The sequence below is a fragment of the Janibacter cremeus genome, from assembly GCF_029395675.1.
Classification (GTDB): Bacteria; Actinomycetota; Actinomycetes; order Actinomycetales; family Dermatophilaceae; genus Janibacter; species Janibacter cremeus_A.
Genome location: NZ_CP115184.1, coordinates 2411960 through 2433231 on the forward strand (window position 1 = coordinate 2411960; position 21272 = coordinate 2433231).

Consider the following 21272-nt stretch of genomic DNA (forward strand, 5'->3'; position numbering starts at 1 on the left):
CCGCCACCGCGGCGGGGGATTCGGGCCGCATTTCCCTGGGGTCGTGCGCTCATCCCGCGGTCAGGCCGGCTCGGCGTGCAGGACGCGGAAGCGCTCGAGGACGACGGGCATGTCCCGCGCGAAGCCCTTGTCGTGGCTCGCGTGCTCGGTGAAGAAGTCCTCGTGGACCCGGCGCCAGTGGGCCAGGGAGCGATCTCCCTCCCCCTCCGCGCGAGCGTGCTCCTCGTCGACCTCGTCGAAGGGCACGGTGCGCACATCGGTGGTCACGACCAGGGCCCGCGGCGTCCCGGCGCTGTCGACGACGATGCCCAGGGTGCCGGCCACCGGCAGGTCCTCCCCCTCGGCCTCGTAGTCCCACAGGGCCGAGGACGTCGCCGTCTTCGTCCCGTCGAGCACGAGGCCGAGCAGCTCGTCGGCCTGCTCGGGCGTCGCACCGAAGGCCCACGCCGGGGGTCGCAGCGTCGCGATGACGCTCTCGCCCATGTACGAGCTCACGGTCGCCAGCTCGGCGTGCTGCTGCGCGCGCTCCCAGAAGGCCTCGATGTCATCCATGCCCACATCCTGCCGGTTCGATACCTCTGCGCGTGCCCCAGCGCGCAGTAATACATCGAACCGCGGCCGGCAGCTACCGCAGGACGGTGCGCTGGTAGGTCCGGATCGACAGCGGCACGAAGATCGCCATGATCAGCAGGATCCAACCGAGCGTGTAGATCTCGGCGTTCTGCAGGGCCCACGTGTACTCGGCCGCCTCGCGCGCCGCCTCGGCGGTCATCCCCGTGTCGGCGAGCGCCCCGAGGTTGCCGAAGTTGTCCCGCACCGCGTGCGTGAGGGTGGAGATCGGGTTCCACCCGGCGAAGGTCCGCAGCGCGGCAGGGAGCCGCTCGGCGGGCACGAAGGTGTTGGCGATGAAGGTCAGCGGGAAGATGATGATGAAGGAGGCATTGCCCACGACCTCGGGGGTGCGCACCTTCAGCCCGACCCAGGCCATCACCCAGCTGATCGTGTAGGCGAAGAGGAGCAGCAGCAGCGTCGCGACGACGGCGTCGATGACCCCGTCACGGATCCGCCAGCCGATGAGCAGCCCGGTGATCCCCATGACCAGCAGCGAGATGACGTTGTTGACCACGTCGGACAGGGTGCGGCCGATGAGGACGGCACCCGGGTGCATCGGCAGCGTGCGGAATCGGTCGATGACGCCCTTCTGCATGTCCTCGGCCATCCCGAAGCCGGTGAACGTCCCCCCGAAGACGACGGTCTGCGCAAAGATCCCGGCCATGAGGAACTCGCGGTAGCCGTCGGAGTTGCCCTGGGTCAGGGCACCGAAGACGAAGCCGAAGAGCAGCACGAACATGATCGGCTGCAGGGTGGTGAAGACGAGCAGGTCGGGGACACGACGCAGCTTGATGATGTTGCGCCGGACGATCGTCCACGAGTCGCTGACGAGGTGGGTCATGCCCTCTCCTGCCGGGTCTCGGTCTCGTCCTCGGCGTGGTGGCCGGTGAGGGTGAGGAAGGCGTCGTCCAGCGTCGGACGCCGGATCCCGATGTCCTGCACGGTGATTCCCTCCCGTCCGAGACGACCCACGGCGTCGACGAGCGCGCCGGTGCCGTTGTCAATCGGGACCGTGAGTGTGCGGGTGTGGGCGTCGACACCGACCTCTCCGACACCGATGGGCACGAGGACGGCGACCGCGTGGTCGAGCCGCTCCTCGTCCTCGACCGTGACCGTCAGCCGCTCGCCGCCCACCTGCGCCTTGAGCTGGTCGGCCGTGCCCTGGGCGATGATCCGGCCCTGGTCGATGACGACGATGTCGTCGGCGAGGAAGTCGGCCTCCTCGAGGTACTGCGTCGTCAGCAGCACCGTCGCGCCGGACCCGACGAGGTCGCGGATGACCTCCCACATGTCGCCGCGCGAGCGCGGGTCCAGCCCGGTCGTCGGCTCGTCGAGGAAGACCACCGGTGGCCGGGTGACCAGCGCGCCGGCGAGGTCGAGGCGGCGCCGCATGCCACCGGAGTAGGTCTTGGCGGTGCGGTCGGCCGCGTCGTCGAGGCTGAAGTCGGTGAGCAGCTCGCCCGCACGACGACGCGCCTCCCTGCCACCCAGGTGGTACAGCCGGCCGATCATCTCGAGGTTCTCCCGGCCGGTGAGGTACTCGTCGACGGCCGCGTACTGCCCGGCGACCCCGATGCGCGAGCGCACCGCGAGAGGATCGGCGACGACGTCGATGCCGGCGACCCGAGCGCGGCCGGAGTCCGGCTGGATGAGCGTGGAGAGGATGCGCACCGCCGTCGTCTTGCCGGCGCCGTTGGGTCCCAGGACCCCCAGGACGCTCCCCGCCGGCACGGACAGGTCGATGCCCCGCAGGGCCCGCACCTGCCCATAGCTCTTGGTCAGGCCCTCGGCCTCGATCGCTGCATCACCCACGATCGGCAAGGCTATTGCAGTCCACCGACGACCCCAACCCGATTTTCGTCAGCGCCGCGGCAGAGGTGGCCGCCTCCCCGGGGGCGGAGGAGAGCCCACGGGGAGGCGGCGGTCAGCCCCCTTCGCCATGCCGTGGCATCACCGGGCGGAGGGGGCGGTCCTCACGACCCGTAGACGGACTGGATGCCCTGCCGGTCCCAGTCGGTCATGGTCAGGCTGCCGTCGGTGCCGTTGCACTGCGGGTAGTGCATGATCGACGACGAGTCGTAGGGGGTCAGCGCACGCCAGTTGTTGTCCTCGAAGCAGGTGCCGGCCTCAGGACGCGTGTGCTCGTGACGGAAGCCGAGGGTGTGGCCGAGCTCGTGGGCCATGATGTTCGACGGCTCCCAGCCGGAGGTGAAGATCTGGCTGGTGTTGACCAGGACGTTCATGTACCGGTCGGAGGAGCTGGGGAAGAAGGCGCGCGCGATGTAGTTGGCCTGCTTGACCGGCTCGACGGAGAAGAGGACGTTGCGGTTGCGCGTGGTGCACGAGCTGTCCTCGCTCGCGACGTGGACGAAGTCGACGCCGGAGCTGGCCGACTCCCACTGGGCGGCACCGGAGTCCATCGCGGCGGCGACCGCGTCGTGGTCGCCGCGGAACTTGGTGCTCACGCAGTAGGTGAGGTCCCGGGCCTGGCCGGCGCTCCACACGTCGTCCCGGCCGTAGACCTGGTTGACGACGAGGTTGGTGCTGTTGTCCTGCCCCGTCATGCGGTCGTAGAAGTCGCGCAGGTCGGCCTGCGTGCTCACCGGGATGTCGCCGTCGACGATGTACTGCCGGTCGGCGTCCTGGTAGGTGTCGGCGCGGAACTCCTGGTACGAGGGCGGGTCGACGTCCTCGGCCTGGACGGCTGTCGCCGCCCCCATCGAGACGGACGCCGCGATCGCGAGGATACCGGCAGCGCGGGTGGTGCGCTTCATGTGGTTGTCCCTTCCCTGTGGCGAAGGGGGAGTGCGGTCGCGTCCCCCCTGGCCCGACGGTAGGGCGCGCAGCTCCCTCGAAACTGCCAGCCGCGGGTACGGGAAGAGCCACTGCTCCTCACGATTTGGTCAGGACGTCCGTCGCCGATCACCTCGATCCGACGGACGTCCTGCGTCGATCAGGCGCTCCGGCCGGCGACCTCGGCGAGGATCTGCAGGGTGCGCACCCGCTGGTCGAGACCCGGGGCGGGGTTGGTGACCATCAGCTCGTCGGCATCGGCGAGCGCCGCGAAGTCCGCGAGCCCGGAGGCCACCTCGTCGGGGTCACCGGCGACGGTGTGGGTGAGCATGTGCTTGGCCTGCGCCCCGACCTGGGTGTCGAGCAGCGCGACGACCATGTCGTCGTCGATGCCTCCGGAGCCGACCCGGCCGGCGAGCATGCGCACCCGGGCGTGCAGCACCTTCTCCTGCGCGGCCTGCGCCGTCGCGCTGTCGTCGGCGGCGATGACGTTCAGCGCCGCGATGACGTGCGGCTCGGCGAGCTGCTCGCTCGGGGTGAACTTCGCGCGGTAGGTGCGCACGGCCTGCTCGAGCGCGTCCGGGGCGAAGTGGCTGGCGAACGCGTACGGCAGCCCGTAGGCGGCGGCGAGCTGGGCGCCGAAGAGCGAGGAGCCCAGGATGTACAGCGGCACGTTCGTCCCGCGGCCCGGGTAGGCGTGGATGCCCTCGATCCGGGTCTCGCCGCTGAGGTAGCCCTGCAGCTCGCGCACGTCGTGGGGAAAGGCCTCCGCGGCGCGCGGGTCGGTGCGCAGGGCGCGCATCGTCGCACCGTCGGTACCGGGCGCCCGGCCCAGGCCGAGGTCGATCCGCCCGGGGTGCAGCTCGGCGAGGGTGCCGAACTGCTCGGCGATGACCAGCGGCGAGTGGTTGGGCAGCATGACGCCGCCGGAGCCGACGCGGATGCGCTCGGTGCGGGCCGCGACGTGCGCGATGAGCACCGAGGTCGCGGCCGAGGCGATCCGGGGCATGTTGTGGTGCTCGGCGAACCACAGTCGCTCGAAGGCGCCGAGCTCGTCAGCGGTCCGGGCCAGGGTGACGGTCTGGTCCAGCGCCTCGGCGACCGGCTGGTCCCGGGCGACGGTGGCCAGGTCGAGGAGGGACAGGGGAGGGAGCACGGCACTCATGGCGCCATCGTCTCACCGGCCCGTCGCGGGCCGTGGCGAAGGGGGGGTCCGGGCTGTCAGGGGCGGCACCTACTCTCTGGCGCATGGACATCGGGGACGCACGAGTGCTGGCACGGGAGCTGATGGACGAGCACGGCCTCGAGGACTGGACGCTGGTCCTCGACCGCGCCAAGCGACGGGCGGGGGTGTGCCACTACGCCGACCGGGCGATCGGTCTGAGCCGGCACCTGACCCGCCTGCACACCCTCGACCAGGTCCGCGACACCGTCCTGCACGAGATCGCGCACGCACTCGCCGGGCCCGCAGCGGCGCACGGGCCCCGGTGGCGGAGGACCGCGATCGAGGTCGGCGCGAGCCCGCAGCGGTGCCTGCCCGACGACGCGGCCAGAATCCCCGGCAGCTGGCTCGGCACCTGCCCGCAGGGACACACCGTCGACCGGCACCGGCGCCCGTCACGGGTGCTGTCCTGCCGTCGCTGCGGCCCCCGGTTCAGCCCCGACTCGATCTTCGAGTGGACCCACCACGGGGTGCCGACCGACCCCGGTCCGGGCTATCGTCGCGAGCTCGCCGGCATCCTCGCGCGCCGCTGATCCCCGCGTCGGGGATGAATTCCGGCGTCGGCATGGTTGGCTGTGGGTGTGAATGTTCGCGAGATCCTGCCCCCCGGCGTCGACCTGCCCTCCGAGGGCACGGTGACGATGTTCTCCACGACCTGGTGCGGCTACTGCCGTCGGCTGAAGTCGCAGCTGGATCGTGAGGGCATCGGCTACACCGAGATCAACATCGAGAACACCCCCGGCACCGCCGAGCTCGTCGAGACGGTCAACGGCGGCAACCAGACCGTGCCGACGCTGCTCTTCCCCGACGGCTCGTCGGCCACGAACCCCTCGCTGGCCGACGTGCGCAGACAACTGGGCTGACCATGGCCAAGCTCTCCCAACCGACCAAGGCCGCGATCGGGACCAGCCTTGCCGGTGGCGCCCTGTCGGCCCTGTCCAACGCACCGCTGCAGTTCGGGCACCTCTTCCGGGGGCGCTTCCCGACCGTGGCGGTGACGGGGATGACCGGTGTCGGCAAGACCCGCCTGGCCGACCGCCTCGCCCGGCGCGCCTCCGTCGACGCCGCCCTCGACGATGGCTCGGCGACGATGGAGCGCCGCACCCGCAAGACCGCCAAGGGCCGCGGCTTCCGCTTCCGCGTCGTCCCGGGCGACAACGCCGCGACGAGGCTGTCCGCGCTCGATGAGGTCTTCCACGACGACCCGGTCGACGGGGTCCTGCACGTCGTTGCCAACGGCCACGCCACCCCGCGCGGGACCATGCCCGCCGACGCCACGCGCGAGGACCTGCTGGCGGCCGAGCTCGAGGACTTCGCGATCACCTCGCACCGGATCGCCTCGATGGCCGTGCGCCGGGACAAGCCGATCTGGATGATCATCGTCGTGACGAAGTCGGACCTCTTCGCCGACGACGTGGACGCCGCCGTCCGGTACTACTCCGCCGGCAGCGGCACCCCCTTCGGCGCCAAGGTCGACGAGCTGCGCTCGCTCGCCGGCGGTGCCCGCCTCTCCGTCGACGTCGTGCCGATGTTCACCGAGGCCGAGGCCACCACCGGCAAGGAGAAGAAGCAGGCCGACCGCGGCTCCGCGCAGCTGATCAGCCGCCTCGAGGCGCGGATGGCCCAGCTCAGCGGCCACCTATGAGTCAGCAGGAGCTGTGGCCCACGGTCAGCGCTGCCGATACGGTGGCGCCGTGGCCGACCTGCTGCTGATGATCGTCGTGGAGTGACACCGCATGAGGCCCCGACGTCGTGCTGTCCTTGGTGCCGGTGGCGCCGCTGTCGTGGCGCTGCTGTCCGGCTGCTCCTCGACGTCGCGGACCGAGGCACCCCAGCCCACAGGCAACGGCTCGCCCAGCCCGGGGACAGAGGGTTCGACTGAGCAACACCCGCCCATGATCCACATCCATGGAGTCGCTCGTCACCCGCGCACCGGTGATCTGCTGCTGGCAACACACCAGGGCTTGTTCCAGCAGGTCGACGGCGAGCTCGTCCGCAATGGTCCCGCCATCGACCTGATGGGCTTCGCCATCGACGGCGATGGCACTCTCTACGCCTCCGGGCACCCCGCACCGGGCACCGATCTCCCTCAGCCGGTGGGTCTCATCACCTCACAGGACACGGGTGGCACCTGGCAGATCGCGTCACGAGGAGGACAATCGGACTTCCACGCTCTGAGCGCCGGACCGACTGGCGTCCTCGGCTTCGACGGAACCCTTCGTCACACCCGGGACACCAAGACCTGGACCACACGGGAGATCCCTTCGCCCCCACGGGTACTGGCTGCCTCTCCGACGTCCGGGAGGGTACTGGCCACCACCGAGGCCGGCCTGCTCATCAGCCAGGACGATGGCGCCACGTGGGCCTCCCTCACCCCACCGGAGACCGCCGTCCTCGCCGCGTGGGCCGACGAGGACACCGTTGTGGTCTCCTCGCCCGGAGGACGGATCGCCACCAGCGATGACGCCGGCCGCGCCTGGCGTCGTCACCCGAAGAGCATCGGGGCGGCCGAGGCGCTGTGGGCGGGTCGCACTGCTGAGGGGCAGCTGGAGATCATCGCGTCCGTCGAAGGACGCGTGATCAGCACGACGGACGCAGGAACAACGACCCGGACGCTGATTCAGTGACTCGTGGGCACTGAACCACCGGCGCAGCTGCCGCCCACGCCCGGGTAGGCGGCGGGCCGAGGGCGGCAGCGCCCGCCGGTCAGCCCAGCGAACTGATCAGGTCACGGCACGCCCGCTCACACCGCCGGCACGCCTCGGCACAGATGCGGCAGTGCTCATGCATCGAGGCGTGCTCATCGCAGTTGTCAGCGCACGACTTGCAGACCGTCGCACACGCTTCGAGGAGGGCGCGCGTCACGTTGGCGTCATAGCCCGTGTGGCGCGAGAGCGCGGAGCCGGTCGTCGTGCAGATGTCCGCGCAGTCCAGGTTGGTGCGGATGCACTTGGTGAGGTCAGCGACCATGTCCTCACTCAGGCAGGCATCAGCACAGGCGGTGCAAGTCTGGGCACACTCGAAACAGGCCTGAATGCATTCGGTCAGCTTGGCTCGGTCGATGCCACCCAGATCCTTCGGGTAGGCGTCGAGCATCTGCTCCACGGTGTGCATGTCACTACTCCTTCCGTCCGATGGAACGACGCGACAACGATCCTGCAGGCGCGTCGACGAGTTTGGGTCTACCCCGGCGAGGTACTCGGAAACTGAATGACCGCGGACGGGGGCCGTTTACCCCAGCGACAGCTCGCGACGCCGTCGTTCATGCGAGGACACGCTCGCGGCTCATCCGGACTCATCCGACGAAGCGCACATACTGTTGGGGGGTACGGGTAGACAGTCCAGCGGAGAAGCACGAGAAGGAGACGGCATGGCGACGACCCCTCGCAAGGTTCATGCAGCGACGACCGCCGCGGCGGTCATTGCGCTGCTTGCAGGATGCGGCGGCGCGGCAGAGGAGGAGGCAACGCAGTCGCCTCACTCGTCGATGACGTCCGGCTCGTCCGAATCGGAGCACGGGTCCGGCGAGGAGATGACCGATCACCAGGCGGATGGTGGACCTCCCCCACAGGGAGCCGAAAGGGCGAGCTCGCCGACGTATCCCGTGGGTACGAGGGTGACACTGACCGCTGATCACCTGTCAGGGACGAAGGGAGCGGAGGCGAGCATCTCCGGTGCCTTCGACACGACGGCCTACTCCGTCAGCTACACCCCCACGGATGGCGGTGAGCGGGTCACCGACCACAAGTGGGTCGTTCACGAGGAGCTGGAGGATCCCGGCAAGGCGCCCCTCGCGGCCGGCACCGAGACCGGTCTGGATGCCGACCACATGACCGGTATGGATGGCGCCGAGGCCACGATCGACCGCTCGACCGACGAGACGGTGTACATGGTCGACCTCACGATCGACGGCGAGACGATGACCAACCACAAGTGGTTCGTGGAGAGCGAGATCCAACCGAGGAACTGACGGAGCGGGCCGGCCGCACCACCCAGCCGGGGCGGTGCAGAGCGCAGGTCGTGGCGGAGGACGCCTTGTAGGGTCGAGCCGATCTGCCACCTCAGGAGAGTTTGCCGACGGAGCGAGAAGGGATGATCGCGGTGCACGGAATCCTGGCCATGGCGCTGGTGGCGACGGTCGCAGTGGCGTTCCTTTACGTGCTCCACCGGGCGGTCTGCGTCCTGGCCGATCCGCTGGCAGCGCTCCCTGCCCAGTCGGGTTGGTTGCCGCAGGAGCATGCTCTGTCGCGGTTCCACGCACGGTGGTATCCGGCCACGATCGTCTTTCTCGCCTTCGACGTCGAGATGCTCTTCATGTACCCGTGGGCAGTGGTCGTGGCCGAGAAGGGCATCTCCGCGGTCGTCGAGATGTTCCTGTTCCTGGGAGCGCTCCTCGTCGCCGTCGTGTGGGCGTGGCGGGAGGGAGCCTTCCGATGGGTGTGACTCGCCTGCTCGCCCGCCTGGCGGTCCGCAGCGCCCGCGTCCTGGTCGTCGAGGCTCCGGGGCAGTGGCTGACGCGCGTCGAGCTCGAGCAACAGATGCTGCGCCGGGGCTGGGGCACGGCATGGACGCCGGCGGACGCTGACGTGCTGGCCGTGTGCGGCGCGCCGGGCCCTGAGCTCGCAGACCTCACGGAACGCCTGTGGGACCAGATGCCCGGCCCACGCGCGCGCGCCGACATCCCCTCGCCCAGCGCCGTCGACGGAGCCCTCGACGCCGCCGCGAGTCTCTTGCTCGACACCTCGTACCACCGGGCAGATGCCCGAGAGCGGGCGCAGAAGCCTCAGGTGACCGAGGACCACGAGGACATGGACCACGGCGACATGGACCACGAGGGCATGGACCACGGCGACATGGACCACGAGGGGATGGACCACGGCGACATGGACCACGAGGGGATGGACCACGGCGACATGGACATGGCACCCGAGGGGATTGCGTTGGCGGAGGGTGGCGAGGACCGCGACGGTCTCGAGATGGATGTCCTGCATCTGCCACTCGGTCCCGTCCTTCCGTTCTGGCCGGCCGGTCTGGTGTTGCTCTGCTCGCTGCAGGGCGACGTCGTGGTCGACGCCGAGGGGTCCGTCGTCGACGGGCCGGGTGGACTCCCGAGCGGCGGCGAGCCCGAAGCACCGCCTGCATCGGCCATGGCAGCGCGGTGCGACGGAGTCGTGGCGCTGCTGGCGCTCACCGGCGCGGGACGTGCGACCACGTGCGCTCGCCGCGCCAGGGATGCCCTGCTGCGTGATGACCGGCGCGCCGCCCGCGAGGCGATCGAGACGCTGCACCGCACGGTGCGGACGTCATGGCTGCTGCGTTGGTCCCTGCGTGGGGTACTAACGCTCGATCAGTCCGACCTGGCACGCCACGGCCTGCCGCAGGGCTGCGGAGGAGACGCCCACGACCGCCTGTCGTCCATGGTGGACAGGCTTCGGACCGAGATCGCGGACGCGGAAGCGGCCTCGGCCGCCAGCCACGCGGTGCCGTGGGAGAAGGTGCCGCAGCTGGTGGTCGGGTTGGAGCTGGCCACCGCGCGGCTGGCGGTGGCCAGTGTGGGGATGGAGCCGTTCCTGGTCGACCAGGGGGTGGGGCATGCCTGACGGTGCCCTGGAGATCGTTCCTGTGTGGTGGGCCGTGCCGGCCGGAGTCATCCTGTGCGCGCTGGCCTACCTTGCCGTCGCGCTGGACGCGCGGCTGTCGGCCCACGAGGACGGCCACGGTGGCGGATGGACCGTGCCGCTGAGCCGCACTGCCCGGCTGCTGCGGCAGCGGCGACGCACCACCCTGGCCGCCGACACCCTGCTGTGGCGGATCGGTGGTGCCGGGATGTTCGTCGGTGCCTTCTTGGTGGTCGCGGTGATCCCCCTGGGCCGGTGGGTGCTGGCCGATCCGCAGGTGGGCATCGTGTGGTTCAACGTCGTCGATGTCATGGTCTGGGCGCTGGTGTGGCTGACCGGATGGGGGGCCAACTCAACCCACGGTCTGGTGGGGGGCTACCGCTTCCTTGCCCATGGACTGGCCTACGAGCTGCCGCTGATGTTCGCCCTCGTGGCTCCGGCGATCGCCGCCAGCAGCCTCGGTGTCGGGGATGTGGTCGCCGCGCAGGACGGCCTGTGGTTCGTGGTGTGGATGCCGGTGGCCTTCGTCATCTACCTGGTGGGCGTGGCCGGGTTCTCCGTGTGGGGACCGTTCGCCCCAGCGCTGGCAGCAGACATCGCCGGCGGGGTGCTGGCAGAGCTCTCGTCCGTGGACCGCTTGGTCTTCCAGAGCGGGCGCTTCTTCTTCTTGACCGCCGGAGCAGCCTTCTCGGTACCGCTGTTCCTGGGGGGTGGCGCCGGCCCGGTGCTGCCCGGCTGGGCATGGATGCTTGCGAAGACCGTGCTCGTGCTGGCGGTGCTGGTGTGGCTGCGTCGCAGGATTCCGTTGTGGCGCCCGGACCGGTTCATGGAGATCGGGTGGATGGTCCTGCTCCCCGCTGCCGTGGTCCAGGATCTGGTCGTGTCCCTCGTCGTCGTCCGGGGAGGCTGAGGCGTGCTGATCGGTATCGCGTTCTGGATGTTGGCCGTGGTCGCCGTGCTCTCGGGCGTCGCAGTGTTCATGGTGGACTCGATGGCCCGGGCCACGTACGCACTGGCCCTGTCGTTCGTCGCCGTGGGTGTGCAGATCCTGCTGCTGCAGCAGGGCTACCTCGGGCTGATCACGATCTTGATGATGGTGATGGAGATGGCTGTGATGGCCGTCTACATGGTGATGTTCATGGGCATGAATCCTGCACTGATGCCCATGGACATGACCCATGGGAAGAAGACGGCGATCGGCGCATCGGTCGCCGCCTTCGTCCTGCTGGCCGGTGGTGCGCTGCTCATCCCCTGGCCGGAGCAGCGCCGTGGCGCCATCCCCGGGGACCTGACGCACGCGCTCGGTCTGGAGATCATGGGCGAGAAGATGCTGGTCATGGCCGTGATGGGTCCGGTCATGGTCGCAACGATCGTGGCCGGCGTGGTCCTGGCTGCCCATCGCACCCGTTACGACCGATTCGGCGACGACCTGAGCCGCCGACCGGCTGACGATCCTCAGTCCGGGGGGGTGGGCCGATGACTCTCGAAGGCGTGCTGGTGGTGGCGGCCGCACTGTTCTCCGTGGGCCTCTACGGCGCCCTGTCGCAGCAGGTCGTCGTGATGGTGATGATGGGTCTGGAGCTGATGATCAACGGGGTGCTCCTGGCAGCCGCCGGGTTCTGGTTCTTCCTCGCCCCTGACCCTTCCGGGCAGGTCCTGTTGCTGGTGGTGCTGGCCGCGATGACGGTGGAGATGGCCATGGGCTTCGCGGTGGCCACGCTGTTGCATCGCCGGGCGGAGACGGACATGACCGACATGGCCGAGGAGCTCTCCCGATGATCGGCGCCCAGACGGCACTCGTGGCCATGGTGGTGCTCCCGGCCACCGTGGGTGGTGCACTGGCCGTCCTCCGTCCGGGTCGCGGCGCGGCACCCATCGCCCTGATCACCTCGGCGATCACGGTCACCCTGTCGCTCGTCACTGCGCTGACCCGCCCGACCGTCTCGTACCCCTTCGTCGTCGGTGCGGACTTCGCGCTCGACGTCGACGCCCTCGCCGCGCTGGTCGTGCCGATGATCACCACCGTGACCTTCCTCGTCCTCATCTTCGCGGCCGGGAACATCCGGGAGTCCCGGGCTCGCTTCCACGGGCTGATGCTCATCTTCGCGGCGGCCGCCCTGGTCACTGCGACCGCTGCCAGCATCCCGGCGCTGCTGTTCGCCTGGGAGGTCATGGGCGCGACCTCCTACGCCCTGATCGGCTTCTGGTGGCGCGACCCCGACCGTGTCTCGGCGGGCCTCACTGCCTTCATCACCACTCGCACGGCTGACCTCGGTCTCTACATCAGTGCGGGCGCGGCGTTGGCCGGAGGGGCGGGCATGGCCCTGGCCGACCTGCCGAACGCGCAGGGCTCGTGGCGTCACGTCGCCGCCGCCGGGATCGTGGTGGCGGCACTGGGCAAGGCAGCGCAGCTGCCCTTCTCCTTCTGGCTCTCCGGAGCGATGAAGGGCCCCAGCCCCGTCAGTGCCCTGCTGCACTCCGCAGCGATGGTCGCGATGGGCGGATACCTCCTGCTGCGCGTGGAACCCCTGCTGGCCTCCACCGCGTGGGCCGGCCCGCTCACTGCGTGGGTCGGCGTGTCCACGGCGGTGCTCATGGGGGTCGTGGCGTTGGCGCAACGAGAGCTGAAGCAGCTGCTGGCCGCCTCCACGGCCGCCCAGCTGGGTTTCGTGGTGCTCGCCGCCGGCGTCGGCACGGTCAGCGGTGGCGCCGCCCACCTGGTGGCGCACGCCTGGGTCAAGGCTCTCCTCTTCCTGGCCGCGGGCGCATGGCTGACCGCTCTGGGCACCGAGGAGCTGGCGAAGCTACGGGGTGTCGCCCGTCGGTGGCCGGTCGTGGGTGTGACCGCGGGTGTGGCGGCGCTGGCCTTGGCGGGGGTGGCGCCGCTGTCCTTGTGGGCGACGAAGGAGGCCGTGCTCACCGCTGCGCTGAAGTCATCCCCATGGCTCTACGCGGCGGGGCTGCTGGCTGCGGCGTTGTCAGCCGCCTACGCCGGCAAGGCACTGTGGGTGATCTGGCGGCGCGACTCGCGGGCGGGAGTCCGGGCTGACGCCACCACGGACGTGAGCACCCTGGAGCAGGCGCCGCTGGTCCTGCTCGCGCTCGGTGCGGCCGTCCTGGGTGTGCTCGTCCTGCCGCCGATCGGTGGCATGCTCGCCGACGCCGTGGGCGGCCACGGCACGGTGCCGGCAGCCGAGCTCGCGGTCTCGGCCGTGATCGCGGTGGTCATCGTGCTGCTGATGCTGCGACTGCGTGCACCTGCGCCGAGATGGGCGCTCGGATGGTTGGGACTGGAAGCGGCCACGCAGGCCGCCGTCGTGCGTCCCTCCATGGCCGTGGCACGCGCCCTGGCACGGTTGGACGACGAGGTCCTGGACAGGACCGTGCACGCGCTGGCAAGACGAGCCCTGGGGCTGGCGAAGGTAGCCGCGCGCGCCGATGACCTCCTGGTCGACGGGGCCGTGGCATCGCTCGCCGGACAGGTCCGCCGCCTCGGGCGGTTGGCTCGGGCCCCGCAGACGGGGGCCATCCACCAGTACTTCCTGCAGACCATCGCCGTTCTCGCCGTCGGCGTCGTGGTCTGGTCCGTCTACTCCGTGATGGGTTGAGCATGCTGAGTCTGATCATCTTCCTCCCCTTGGTCGTCGCCGCAGTCGTCGCTGCGGTCCCCTCGTTGGGCGCCGCGGCCGCTCGGTGGGTGTGGGTAGCCGTGAGCGTCGTCGAGCTGGTGCTCGTCGGCGTGCTCTGGGCGGGCTACGAGGACCCCGGGTCGAACGGGCTGGCCTTCGAGGAGCAGGTGCCGTGGATCCCGGGGGTCGGCAGCAGCTATCACGTCGGCGTGGACGGACTGTCGCTGCCGCTGGTGGCCATGACGTCGGTCGTCTTCCTCGCATGTGCCGTCTACGCCCTTCGCGATCGGGAGCGCCCTCGCGCGCACACCGCCCTGTTCCTCTTCCTGCAGAGCGTGAGCCTCGGGGTCTTCTTGGCCGCCGACCTCATCGTGTTCTTCGTGTTCTTCGATCTGTCCATCGTGGGCATGTACTTCGTCATCGCCGGCTGGGGCCACGGGGACCCCGCCCGGTCCGCCCTGAAGTTCTTCCTCTACACGTTCCTGGGATCCCTGGCCCTGCTCCTGGGGTTCATCGGGCTCTACGTGGCCTCGGACCCACACACCTTCGACATCCGTGAGCTCGTCGCGGCCACGCCGCTGGAGGACGACCCGGTGGCGGGAGGCTTCGTCCTGGCGGCGATCCTCCTGGGTCTGGCCGTCAAGACCCCGACCGTGCCTTTCCACACCTGGCTCCCCCCGGCCCACACCGATGCACCGGCCACCGGCTCGGCCGTGCTGGCGGGCGTGCTGCTGAAGATGGGGACCTACGGCTTCGTGCGCATCGCCATGCCGATCCTGCCGGAGGCCTGGCGCGCATGGGCCTGGGTGATCGTGGCGGTCGGCATCGTCTCCGTCCTGTACGGGGCGTTCGTGGCACTGGCCCAGACCAACCTCAAGCGGATGATCGCCTACACCTCCGTGAACCACATGGGTTACATCATCCTCGCCCTGGGTGCGGTCGGCCTCCTCGTCGATGACACCGCGCAGGCCCGGTCGGTGGCGGTGACCGGCGCGGTCGTGCAGATGGTCAGTCACGGTCTGATCACCGCCGCCCTCTTCCTCCTGGCGGGGGTGATGTACAACCGCGCCGGCACCTACGACATGGGTTCCTACGGCGGTCTGGCCACGCCTGCACCGCGCTACGCGACACTGTTCGCCGTGGCGGCCTTCGCCTCGCTGGGCCTGCCCGGGCTGTCCGGGTTCATCGCCGAGTTCCAGATCTTTGCCGGCAGCATCGCAGTCGCCCCGGTCACCGCGATCGCCCTGCCGGGCATCCTCGTCACCGCCGCCTTGTTCCTGCTGGCGCTCCAGCGAGTCTTCACCGGTCCCACGCAGGGCCAGTCATCCGGATTCGCCGACCTACGCGGCCGGGAGCTGTGGTCGGTCGGCCCGCTGCTTGCCCTCTCCTTGCTCATCGGCGTGGTGCCCCAGGTCCTGCTCGGAGTGATCGAGCCGGCGTCCGCTGCCCTGATCACCCTGGTCGGGAAATAGGGGTGAATGGATCGATGCAGATGCAACCGGCTCTGCTGCTGCCGGAGATCACCACCTTCATCGGTGGCCTCGTCGTTCTGCTGGGCGGGTCATTCCTCCCCCGGGACCGCCAGTGGATCGCCCGCGCCCTTGCCGCACTCGCACTGCTGGGCGCGGCGGGCACAGCGGCCTTCGCCATGGCCGGACCTGCTCAGACCGCGTTCTCCGGGACCTTTGCGGTGGACGTCGCCACCGGCGCCGCCCGGGTGATCACCGCGCTGACCACACTGCTGATCCTGGGCGTGGCCTCCGGGGAGATCGCTGGCTCCGCCCGCGAGTCCGACACGTACGCGCTGCTGCTCTTCGCCGCCACAGGGGTCATGGTCCTCGCAGGAACCACCGACCTGCTCGTGCTCATCGTCGGGTTCCTCCTCGCCAGCATTCCGCTGTACGGGATCGTGGGGCTGCGGGGCGGTCGATCCGGGGCCGAGGCGGCCGTGAAGACCTACCTCATGGGTGCGCTCTCTGGGATCGTGCTCATGCTCGGGGTCACTCTGCTCTACGCCCTGACCGGCGCCACCGACTACGCCGGACTCGAGGAGGGACTGTCCGTGGCTCCGGACGCAGCCGTGGGCGCCGGCGTGCTGTGTGTCCTCGTCGGTCTGCTCTTCAAGGCCGGCGGGGTGCCCGTCCACTTCTGGGTGCCCGACGCCGCCCAGGGTGCCGGTGTCACCGCCGCGACCTTCCTCACCACCGTGCCCAAGGTCGGAGCGCTGGTGGCCATGTATCGGCTCATGGCCGTGAGCTCAGCCGGGAACGAGTCCTGGCTGGTCGTCGTGGCGGTACTCGCCACCGCCTCGATGGTCCTGGGAAACCTGGCCGCCTTCTGGCAGCGCGATCCTCGCCGACTGCTGGGCTGGTCGACGGTCTCCCAGGTCGGGTTCCTGCTCGTGCCCGTGGCCGCCGCCGGACGCAGCGATCTCGCCCTGCCCTCCCTGCTCTTCTACCTGGCTGCGTACGCTCTCACCAATGTTGCGGCCTTCGCGGTCACCGCGACGTTTCCCGATCGCCGAGAGCTGGACGACTACCGCGGACTGGTCAGTGCCCGGCCCGGACTCGCGCTGGCACTGCTCGTCGCCCTGCTGGGTCTGGTGGGGACCCCACCGACGGCGGTGTTCGTGGGCAAGCTCGCCACTGCCACCGCCGCCTGGGACGGCGGACACGCATGGCTTGCCCTGATGGTGATGATCAACAGCCTGCTCAGCCTCTTCTACTACCTGCGCTGGTTCGGGCCCGCTCTCGCGCGTTCGGGCGAGCGGGATCGGCAGATCCCGCGAACGGGTGAGGTCGCGACCTGGCCCGCGGTGACCGCCGTGGTCGCCGCCACCGCGAGCGTGGGGCTCGGGGTCGGCGCCGGACTCCTGTGGTCGGCGTTGGCCGACTCCCTGCTGCTCTAGACGAGGCAGCGCTGCTCTGGTCGGGAGAGCGCCGTCGTGACCTGTACGACACGACACGAGCCCTACCCGGCGGGCTGGCGGGCAGGCTGCTCGATCAGAAGGTGTGCCGCAGCGGGTAGCCGCTGACCCCCTTCGCATCCGTCCTGGTCGCGAGCACGTGGGCGAGCTCGAGCTCGTGGCGCTCGAAGGCGATCCGCGAGCCGGTCATGTACAGCCCCCACACGCGCGCGGTGCCCTCCCCGACCTCCGCGACCGCCTCGTCCCAGTGGGCCGCGAGGTTGCGGTTCCAGCCGGCGAGGGTCATCGCGTAGTGCGGGCGCAGGTTCTCGGCGTGCTGGACCTCCAGCCCGGCGTCCTGGGCCGCGGACAGGACCGTGCCCATGCCGGTCAGCTCCCCGTCGGGGAAGACGTACCGGTCGATGAAGGGCCCGGTCTCGCGACGGCGGTTGTCGGGGCGGGTGATGCAGTGGTTGAGCAGCCTGCCACCGGGGCGCAGCTTGTCGCGCAGTGAGGCGAAGTACGACGGGTAGTTGCGCACCCCGATGTGCTCGGTCAGCCCGATGGAGCTCACCGCGTCGAAGTCGCCCTCCGGCACGTCGCGGTAGTCCATGAACCGCACCTCGGCGAGGTCCCCGAGACCGGCGCGGTCGATGGCCTCCTTGGCCCAGTCCGCTTGTGCCCGGGAGAGGGTGACGCCCAGCGCGCGCACCCCGTACTCGCGGGCGGCGTGCATGACCATCCCGCCCCAGCCGCAACCGACGTCGAGCAACCGCTGCCCGGGCTGCAGGTCGAGCTTGCGTGCGATGAGGTCGTACTTGGCGAACTGCGCGTCCTCGAGCGAGGTGTCGGCGGTCGGGAAGAGCGCGCACGTGTAGGTCATCGACGGTCCGAGGACCAGCTCGTAGAAGCGGTTGGACACGTCGTAGTGGTGGCTGATGGCCGCGGAGTCGCGCTGCTTGCTGTGGCGCAACCCCTCGACCACGCGCCGCCAGCGCGGCAGGTGCTCCTGGGACGGGACGGGCGGCGGGTCGAGGTGGCGCCATCCCAGTCCGCGCACCACCTCCAGTGCCTCCGTCGGCCCGGGCATGCGCCACCGCTTCTGGTTGCGCATGGCGCTCATCAGCGGGTAGGGGTCACCGGGGTTGAAGCCGGTCGCGACGAGGTCGCCCATGACGTACGCCCGCACGACACCCAGGTCGCCCGGCGCGGTGAGCAGGTACGACAGCCCGCGCTCGGTGCGCAGGTCCATGGTGAAGGGAGCATCCGGCGGTCCGGCGGAGCTGCCGTCGTACGCCGTGATGTGCACCGGAAGCTCCTCCGGCACGAAGGATGCCAACGCGTCGGCGATCGCGATCGTGCTCATTGCCTTCCCACCGCTTTCTCGTAGAGGCCGGTCAGCCGGCCGTCGGGGTCGTAGTCCTGTCGTACACGGGCGAGGTTCGCGCCGTCGTAGAGACGGTCGAAGACCTCACGGTCGTAGTAGGCCTCGGAGTAGAGGGACTTGTGCCCACCGAGCTCGTGGACCTTGGCCTCGATGGCGCGGTTGAGCGGGCCGTTCGGCGCGTCGTCCCCGACGGGCACGGTCCCCCAGAAGCCGACGTTGACGTAGGTCACCCCCGGGCGAAGGGGGTAGGTCGGCCAGGTGCGCACCTCGCCGTCGACCTCCCGCAGGCGAAGGGGGCACAACCACACCGGACGCATACCCACCCGGGCGTCGAACCATGCGAGGAACTCGGGCAGCCGGTCGAGCGTCACCTCGACATCCTGGATGACCCGCTCGCGCAGCGGTCGGCCGACGCGGGCGTCGAGGCGGTCGACGAGGTCGAAGCGCCGGTCGAGCCCGATGAGCTTGTGGTAGACGTCCGAGCGGCGCCAGCGCCGTGGCCAGATCCGGCGGATGCGGGGGTCCTGCACGCCGAAGGCCCCGGAGCACCAGAACCAGTCGGTGTCCCAGCGCCAGAGGTAGTCGTGCATCGTCAGCAGGTCGGTGGGGCGCTGCTGCAGGGAGCGGTAGAAGATCTGCTGGCCGGTGTAGTCGCTCGTCGGGCCCGGCGCGTCGGTCCACGTCGCGAGTGTCAGGTACATCTCGTGCGGGGAGAAGGCCACGCCGTCGAGACCGTCCACCCGGGTCCCCTCGTGCTCACCGGCCGCGACGATCTGCTCGACCGCGTCCGCGAGCGCCGACGCGTCGTGGAAGCGCAGGTGCCGCAGGGCCACCCGCGAGCGCACCGGCTCGAGCTCGATGTGCAGCCGGACGGCGTACCCGAGGGAGCCGTACGAGTTGGGGAAGGCAGCGAAGAGGCCAGCGTGCTCGCCGTCGGGCGTGGCCGTGACGATCTCGCCGGAGCCGGTGAGGACGTCCATCTCCAGGACGGACTCGTGCGGCAGCCCGTTGCGGAAGCTCGTGGCCTCGATGCCCAGGCCGGTGACCGCCCCGCCGAGGGTGATCGTGCGCAGCTGCGGCACGACGAGCGGGATGAGGCCGTGCGGCAGCGTGGCCGCGACGAGGTCCTCGTAGGTGCACATGCCCTGCACCTGCGCAGTGCGGTTGGTGGCGTCGACCTCGATGACACCCGTGAGGCCGGAGACGTCGAGCCCGGGCGCGTCCGTGCCCGAGCGCGGTCGGAACAGGTTGGAGGTCCGTTTCGCCAGGCGCACCGGCGCACCGTCCGGGATCGCCTCGCGCGACCGAACGAGCCGCTCCACGGCCTCCCGGTGCGAGGCCCAGCCAACTACCTGCGCCATACATGCAACTGTAGCCGAGCGGTGTGGGCTAGTTGGCGATCCCCTCGATGGCCAAATCAACTGCCCCCGATGGCACTTCTGTGCCGTGCCCCTCCTCCTGATCGCTGCCCCTTGCCCTGATCCTCACGCTGAGTGTGGGCGGCCTGACCTGCCCCCGCACGCGAAGTTGCTTCACCATTTCGTGCACACCGGCTGAGCGCTTGGCCCCGTCCGTTGCCCAGACTGACCCGTCGGGCCCCTCCGTGCCCAAAGATGTCGCAGCAGCAGGTCGTCGCGGGTAGACGGCGGAGCAAGTGACGCAGGACGCCTCAAGTGCCTGCCTTGGTATGAGCCAGCAAATTGGCTCCCCGATGGGCAAGCGCCGAATTCTCAGCAGGCACCCCGCGCTGTGAGTGGTGCAGTGAACCCCACAAGCGCGTTGCTTGTAAGGCAAGATGTTCCTGTGACAAATACGGGGGCCCAAAAGGACAGCGTTGCACCTGCTCAGCTCGCTCACGAAGATGTAGTGCTCAAGTGGTATGAGGTCATCTTCGGTGCGCCAGAGGAGTGGCGGCGACGGGCATCGACGGGCGCTGGCCTCCTGTCCGCTGGGATGGCGGCGCTCCTGGCTGGTCTACTCCTTGGTCCGGAACGCGATATTCCCGTAGCCGCCAAGGGCTTGAGTGTCACCGCCGCGGTACTGTACCTCGCAGCGGTCCTTGGATTCCTGGACGCCGCAGCACGGCCGCCATTGAACCTGAGGTACAACGAGAAATCCGGTCACATGGAGCCCGTCACCACGGGACCTGCGTCCCTAGCCGGCGTACCACCGCCGAAGCTCCTTACCGTTCTCGCCGAGGAAGCTGCTTGTCAGGTGAAGCCGCTACGGAGAAGGGTGACCTTCGCCAAATGGGCGGCTGGATTGGCCATGATCACCACAGTAGCCAGCGTTATTCTGCTGGTGTTGAGAGTGAGTTCCACCGCTACCGTGACTGTCGTATCACCTAAGACTCTGACGAACATTCAGCAGCAGTGCCCCCGCTACACCGGAGCGCAGTCAGTGCATGTCGAAGAATCTACCGCCAGCGTTGTGCGCTTCAAAATCCCCGCAGCTCTTTGCATCTCTGGTGAGACTAAAGTGGCAGTGGCCGCTACTAAGGCTTGGGTTTCGGTCGACTAGTGCCCTTGCCAGAGGTTCTCGCGATCCTATCGACCAACTTACCGGCGCCGTCGGTATATGAAGCTTATGAACTAGGGGTGGAGGCTGCCCAAGATCGACTCTCCCGCCCGGTGCGGCCCAGACACGGTGGAGGTCAAGCACCCGTCGATGGCGAGGAAGATTCGTACGAGGCCCTTTGCGTGATAGCACTCCTAGAGACTACAGGCGATAAAGCTTTGATAGCGGAGCTAATTGCATCAGCGCTGTCGCGAGGTAGCACTCATAGCAAGGCTGCCGTACTCCTCGTTGCCGCGCCCCACTCCACCCTTACAGCCGCCGAATTCTTTGGCACCATATCGCCGCATCCATTGCCAGCGATAGTGACAATAGATGGGATTGACGATATCCCGAATGCTTTTGCCAAGATAATTGAGTACCACATTGTGAGCAGCTCGCATGGGTTCTTTCCAGAGGCCAAGACACTAGATAGGGCGCGTGCGTCACTAGATGGGCCAGACCCGCCGGGCTTAGGACCATATTCAACCGAGTACCATTTGCCCGGGAGGTTAGCTTGAACTTAAATTGGGTTGTTGCGGTGGTGGCGCCA

22 protein-coding genes are annotated in these 21272 nt (G+C 69.3%); 14 read left to right on the forward strand and 8 right to left on the reverse strand.

The window, feature by feature from the left end; all coding sequences use genetic code 11:
• Positions 1 to 60 precede the first annotated feature (60 nt).
• The 5 genes from O9K63_RS11385 to O9K63_RS11405 all read right to left on the reverse strand — a co-directional run bounded on the left by O9K63_RS11385 (position 61) and on the right by O9K63_RS11405 (position 4570).
• Positions 61 to 552: an ASCH domain-containing protein gene (locus O9K63_RS11385; RefSeq protein WP_277237932.1), complete on the reverse strand. Its 492-nt coding sequence runs from the start codon at positions 550 to 552 to the stop codon at positions 61 to 63.
• A 73-nt stretch (positions 553 to 625) separates the two neighbouring features.
• Entirely contained in the window at positions 626 to 1453 is an 828-nt protein-coding gene (locus O9K63_RS11390) for an ABC transporter permease (RefSeq protein WP_277237934.1), read from the reverse strand.
• Positions 1450 to 2424, reverse strand: coding sequence for an ATP-binding cassette domain-containing protein (locus O9K63_RS11395; protein ID WP_277237936.1), 975 nt, complete (start codon positions 2422 to 2424; stop codon positions 1450 to 1452). Before O9K63_RS11395 ends, O9K63_RS11390 begins: the two co-directional genes overlap by 4 nt.
• A gap of 161 nt (positions 2425 to 2585) precedes the next feature.
• Positions 2586 to 3386, reverse strand: coding sequence for a M57 family metalloprotease (locus O9K63_RS11400; RefSeq protein ID WP_277237937.1), 801 nt, complete (start codon positions 3384 to 3386; stop codon positions 2586 to 2588).
• A gap of 179 nt (positions 3387 to 3565) precedes the next feature.
• A complete protein-coding gene (locus tag O9K63_RS11405; RefSeq protein ID WP_277237939.1) occupies positions 3566 to 4570 on the reverse strand; it encodes an LLM class flavin-dependent oxidoreductase in 1005 nt (334 codons plus the stop codon).
• 83 nt (positions 4571 to 4653) lie between these two features.
• Between O9K63_RS11405 and O9K63_RS11410 the strand changes: the two genes are divergently transcribed.
• The 4 genes from O9K63_RS11410 (at position 4654) to O9K63_RS11425 (ending at position 7254) form a co-directional block, all read left to right on the forward strand.
• Complete coding sequence (locus O9K63_RS11410) at positions 4654 to 5160, forward strand: SprT-like domain-containing protein (protein WP_277237940.1); 507 nt, start codon at positions 4654 to 4656, stop codon at positions 5158 to 5160.
• A gap of 108 nt (positions 5161 to 5268) precedes the next feature.
• Complete coding sequence (locus O9K63_RS11415) at positions 5269 to 5490, forward strand: mycoredoxin (protein ID WP_277242312.1); 222 nt, start codon at positions 5269 to 5271, stop codon at positions 5488 to 5490.
• Between the two features lie 2 nt (positions 5491 to 5492).
• Positions 5493 to 6272 (forward strand): GTPase domain-containing protein, encoded by a 780-nt coding sequence (locus O9K63_RS11420; protein ID WP_277237942.1) that lies wholly within the window; start codon positions 5493 to 5495, stop codon positions 6270 to 6272.
• 250 nt (positions 6273 to 6522) lie between these two features.
• Entirely contained in the window at positions 6523 to 7254 is a 732-nt protein-coding gene (locus O9K63_RS11425; protein ID WP_277237943.1) for a F510_1955 family glycosylhydrolase, read from the forward strand.
• A 79-nt stretch (positions 7255 to 7333) separates the two neighbouring features.
• On the opposite strand, the gene O9K63_RS11430 is transcribed toward O9K63_RS11425, so the two are convergent.
• A complete protein-coding gene (locus O9K63_RS11430; RefSeq protein WP_277237945.1) occupies positions 7334 to 7741 on the reverse strand; it encodes a four-helix bundle copper-binding protein in 408 nt (135 codons plus the stop codon).
• 502 nt (positions 7742 to 8243) lie between these two features.
• On the opposite strand from O9K63_RS11430, the gene O9K63_RS16870 reads away from it, so the two are divergent.
• The 9 genes from O9K63_RS16870 to O9K63_RS11475 all read left to right on the forward strand — a co-directional run bounded on the left by O9K63_RS16870 (position 8244) and on the right by O9K63_RS11475 (position 16782).
• Positions 8244 to 8597: a YdhK family protein gene (locus tag O9K63_RS16870; RefSeq protein ID WP_431190320.1), complete on the forward strand. Its 354-nt coding sequence runs from the start codon at positions 8244 to 8246 to the stop codon at positions 8595 to 8597.
• A 122-nt stretch (positions 8598 to 8719) separates the two neighbouring features.
• Positions 8720 to 9070, forward strand: coding sequence for an NADH-quinone oxidoreductase subunit A (locus tag O9K63_RS11440; protein WP_277237949.1), 351 nt, complete (start codon positions 8720 to 8722; stop codon positions 9068 to 9070).
• Positions 9061 to 10227 (forward strand): hypothetical protein, encoded by a 1167-nt coding sequence (locus O9K63_RS11445; protein ID WP_277237951.1) that lies wholly within the window; start codon positions 9061 to 9063, stop codon positions 10225 to 10227. Before O9K63_RS11440 ends, O9K63_RS11445 begins: the two co-directional genes overlap by 10 nt.
• Entirely contained in the window at positions 10220 to 11155 is a 936-nt protein-coding gene (locus O9K63_RS11450; RefSeq protein ID WP_277237953.1) for a complex I subunit 1 family protein, read from the forward strand. The genes O9K63_RS11445 and O9K63_RS11450 overlap by 8 nt, the downstream gene beginning before the upstream one ends.
• Positions 11156 to 11158: 3 nt before the next feature.
• Positions 11159 to 11725, forward strand: a complete 567-nt coding sequence (locus tag O9K63_RS11455; RefSeq protein WP_277237955.1) for an NADH-quinone oxidoreductase subunit J — start codon at positions 11159 to 11161, stop codon at positions 11723 to 11725.
• Entirely contained in the window at positions 11722 to 12024 is a 303-nt protein-coding gene (locus O9K63_RS11460; RefSeq protein WP_277237957.1) for an NADH-quinone oxidoreductase subunit NuoK, read from the forward strand. The genes O9K63_RS11455 and O9K63_RS11460 overlap by 4 nt, the downstream gene beginning before the upstream one ends.
• Positions 12021 to 13853: a proton-conducting transporter membrane subunit gene (locus O9K63_RS11465; RefSeq protein WP_277237959.1), complete on the forward strand. Its 1833-nt coding sequence runs from the start codon at positions 12021 to 12023 to the stop codon at positions 13851 to 13853. The genes O9K63_RS11460 and O9K63_RS11465 overlap by 4 nt, the downstream gene beginning before the upstream one ends.
• A 2-nt stretch (positions 13854 to 13855) precedes the next feature.
• Positions 13856 to 15346 carry a complex I subunit 4 family protein gene (locus O9K63_RS11470; RefSeq protein WP_277237960.1) on the forward strand — a complete coding sequence of 497 codons (1491 nt, stop codon included), beginning with the start codon at positions 13856 to 13858 and terminating at the stop codon, positions 15344 to 15346.
• 14 nt (positions 15347 to 15360) lie between these two features.
• Positions 15361 to 16782: an NADH-quinone oxidoreductase subunit N gene (locus O9K63_RS11475; RefSeq protein ID WP_277237962.1), complete on the forward strand. Its 1422-nt coding sequence runs from the start codon at positions 15361 to 15363 to the stop codon at positions 16780 to 16782.
• 94 nt (positions 16783 to 16876) lie between these two features.
• Here the strand turns inward: O9K63_RS11475 and O9K63_RS11480 are convergent, their stop codons facing one another.
• The gene (locus tag O9K63_RS11480; protein WP_277237964.1) at positions 16877 to 18145 is read right to left on the reverse strand and encodes an SAM-dependent methyltransferase; all 1269 of its coding nucleotides are present in this window, start codon (positions 18143 to 18145) and stop codon (positions 16877 to 16879) included.
• A complete protein-coding gene (locus tag O9K63_RS11485) occupies positions 18142 to 19527 on the reverse strand; it encodes an FAD-binding oxidoreductase (protein ID WP_277237965.1) in 1386 nt (461 codons plus the stop codon). The genes O9K63_RS11480 and O9K63_RS11485 overlap by 4 nt, the downstream gene beginning before the upstream one ends.
• A gap of 505 nt (positions 19528 to 20032) precedes the next feature.
• Between O9K63_RS11485 and O9K63_RS11490 the strand changes: the two genes are divergently transcribed.
• Positions 20033 to 20686: a hypothetical protein gene (locus tag O9K63_RS11490; protein WP_277237966.1), complete on the forward strand. Its 654-nt coding sequence runs from the start codon at positions 20033 to 20035 to the stop codon at positions 20684 to 20686.
• The last annotated feature ends 586 nt before the right edge of the window (positions 20687 to 21272 follow it).

Bases quoted from the DNA above. Each gene is read 5' to 3' on its own strand.
- O9K63_RS11440 (WP_277237949.1), top strand. From the start codon at position 8,720: ATGATCGCGGTGCACGGAATCCTGGCCATGGCGCTGGTGGCGACGGTC.
- O9K63_RS11430 (WP_277237945.1), bottom strand. From the start codon at position 7,741: ATGCACACCGTGGAGCAGATGCTCGACGCCTACCCGAAGGATCTGGGT.
- O9K63_RS11465 (WP_277237959.1), top strand. From the start codon at position 12,021: ATGATCGGCGCCCAGACGGCACTCGTGGCCATGGTGGTGCTCCCGGCC.
- O9K63_RS11450 (WP_277237953.1), top strand. From the start codon at position 10,220: ATGCCTGACGGTGCCCTGGAGATCGTTCCTGTGTGGTGGGCCGTGCCG.
- O9K63_RS11480 (WP_277237964.1), bottom strand. From the start codon at position 18,145: ATGAGCACGATCGCGATCGCCGACGCGTTGGCATCCTTCGTGCCGGAG.
- O9K63_RS11485 (WP_277237965.1), bottom strand. From the start codon at position 19,527: ATGGCGCAGGTAGTTGGCTGGGCCTCGCACCGGGAGGCCGTGGAGCGG.
- O9K63_RS11425 (WP_277237943.1), top strand. From the start codon at position 6,523: ATGATCCACATCCATGGAGTCGCTCGTCACCCGCGCACCGGTGATCTG.
- O9K63_RS11385 (WP_277237932.1), bottom strand. From the start codon at position 552: ATGGATGACATCGAGGCCTTCTGGGAGCGCGCGCAGCAGCACGCCGAG.
- O9K63_RS11405 (WP_277237939.1), bottom strand. From the start codon at position 4,570: ATGAGTGCCGTGCTCCCTCCCCTGTCCCTCCTCGACCTGGCCACCGTC.
- O9K63_RS11410 (WP_277237940.1), top strand. From the start codon at position 4,654: ATGGACATCGGGGACGCACGAGTGCTGGCACGGGAGCTGATGGACGAG.
- O9K63_RS11470 (WP_277237960.1), top strand. From the start codon at position 13,856: ATGCTGAGTCTGATCATCTTCCTCCCCTTGGTCGTCGCCGCAGTCGTC.
- O9K63_RS11445 (WP_277237951.1), top strand. From the start codon at position 9,061: ATGGGTGTGACTCGCCTGCTCGCCCGCCTGGCGGTCCGCAGCGCCCGC.
- O9K63_RS11400 (WP_277237937.1), bottom strand. From the start codon at position 3,386: ATGAAGCGCACCACCCGCGCTGCCGGTATCCTCGCGATCGCGGCGTCC.
- O9K63_RS11415 (WP_277242312.1), top strand. From the start codon at position 5,269: ATGTTCTCCACGACCTGGTGCGGCTACTGCCGTCGGCTGAAGTCGCAG.
- O9K63_RS11475 (WP_277237962.1), top strand. From the start codon at position 15,361: ATGCAGATGCAACCGGCTCTGCTGCTGCCGGAGATCACCACCTTCATC.
- O9K63_RS11460 (WP_277237957.1), top strand. From the start codon at position 11,722: ATGACTCTCGAAGGCGTGCTGGTGGTGGCGGCCGCACTGTTCTCCGTG.
- O9K63_RS11390 (WP_277237934.1), bottom strand. From the start codon at position 1,453: ATGACCCACCTCGTCAGCGACTCGTGGACGATCGTCCGGCGCAACATC.
- O9K63_RS11420 (WP_277237942.1), top strand. From the start codon at position 5,493: ATGGCCAAGCTCTCCCAACCGACCAAGGCCGCGATCGGGACCAGCCTT.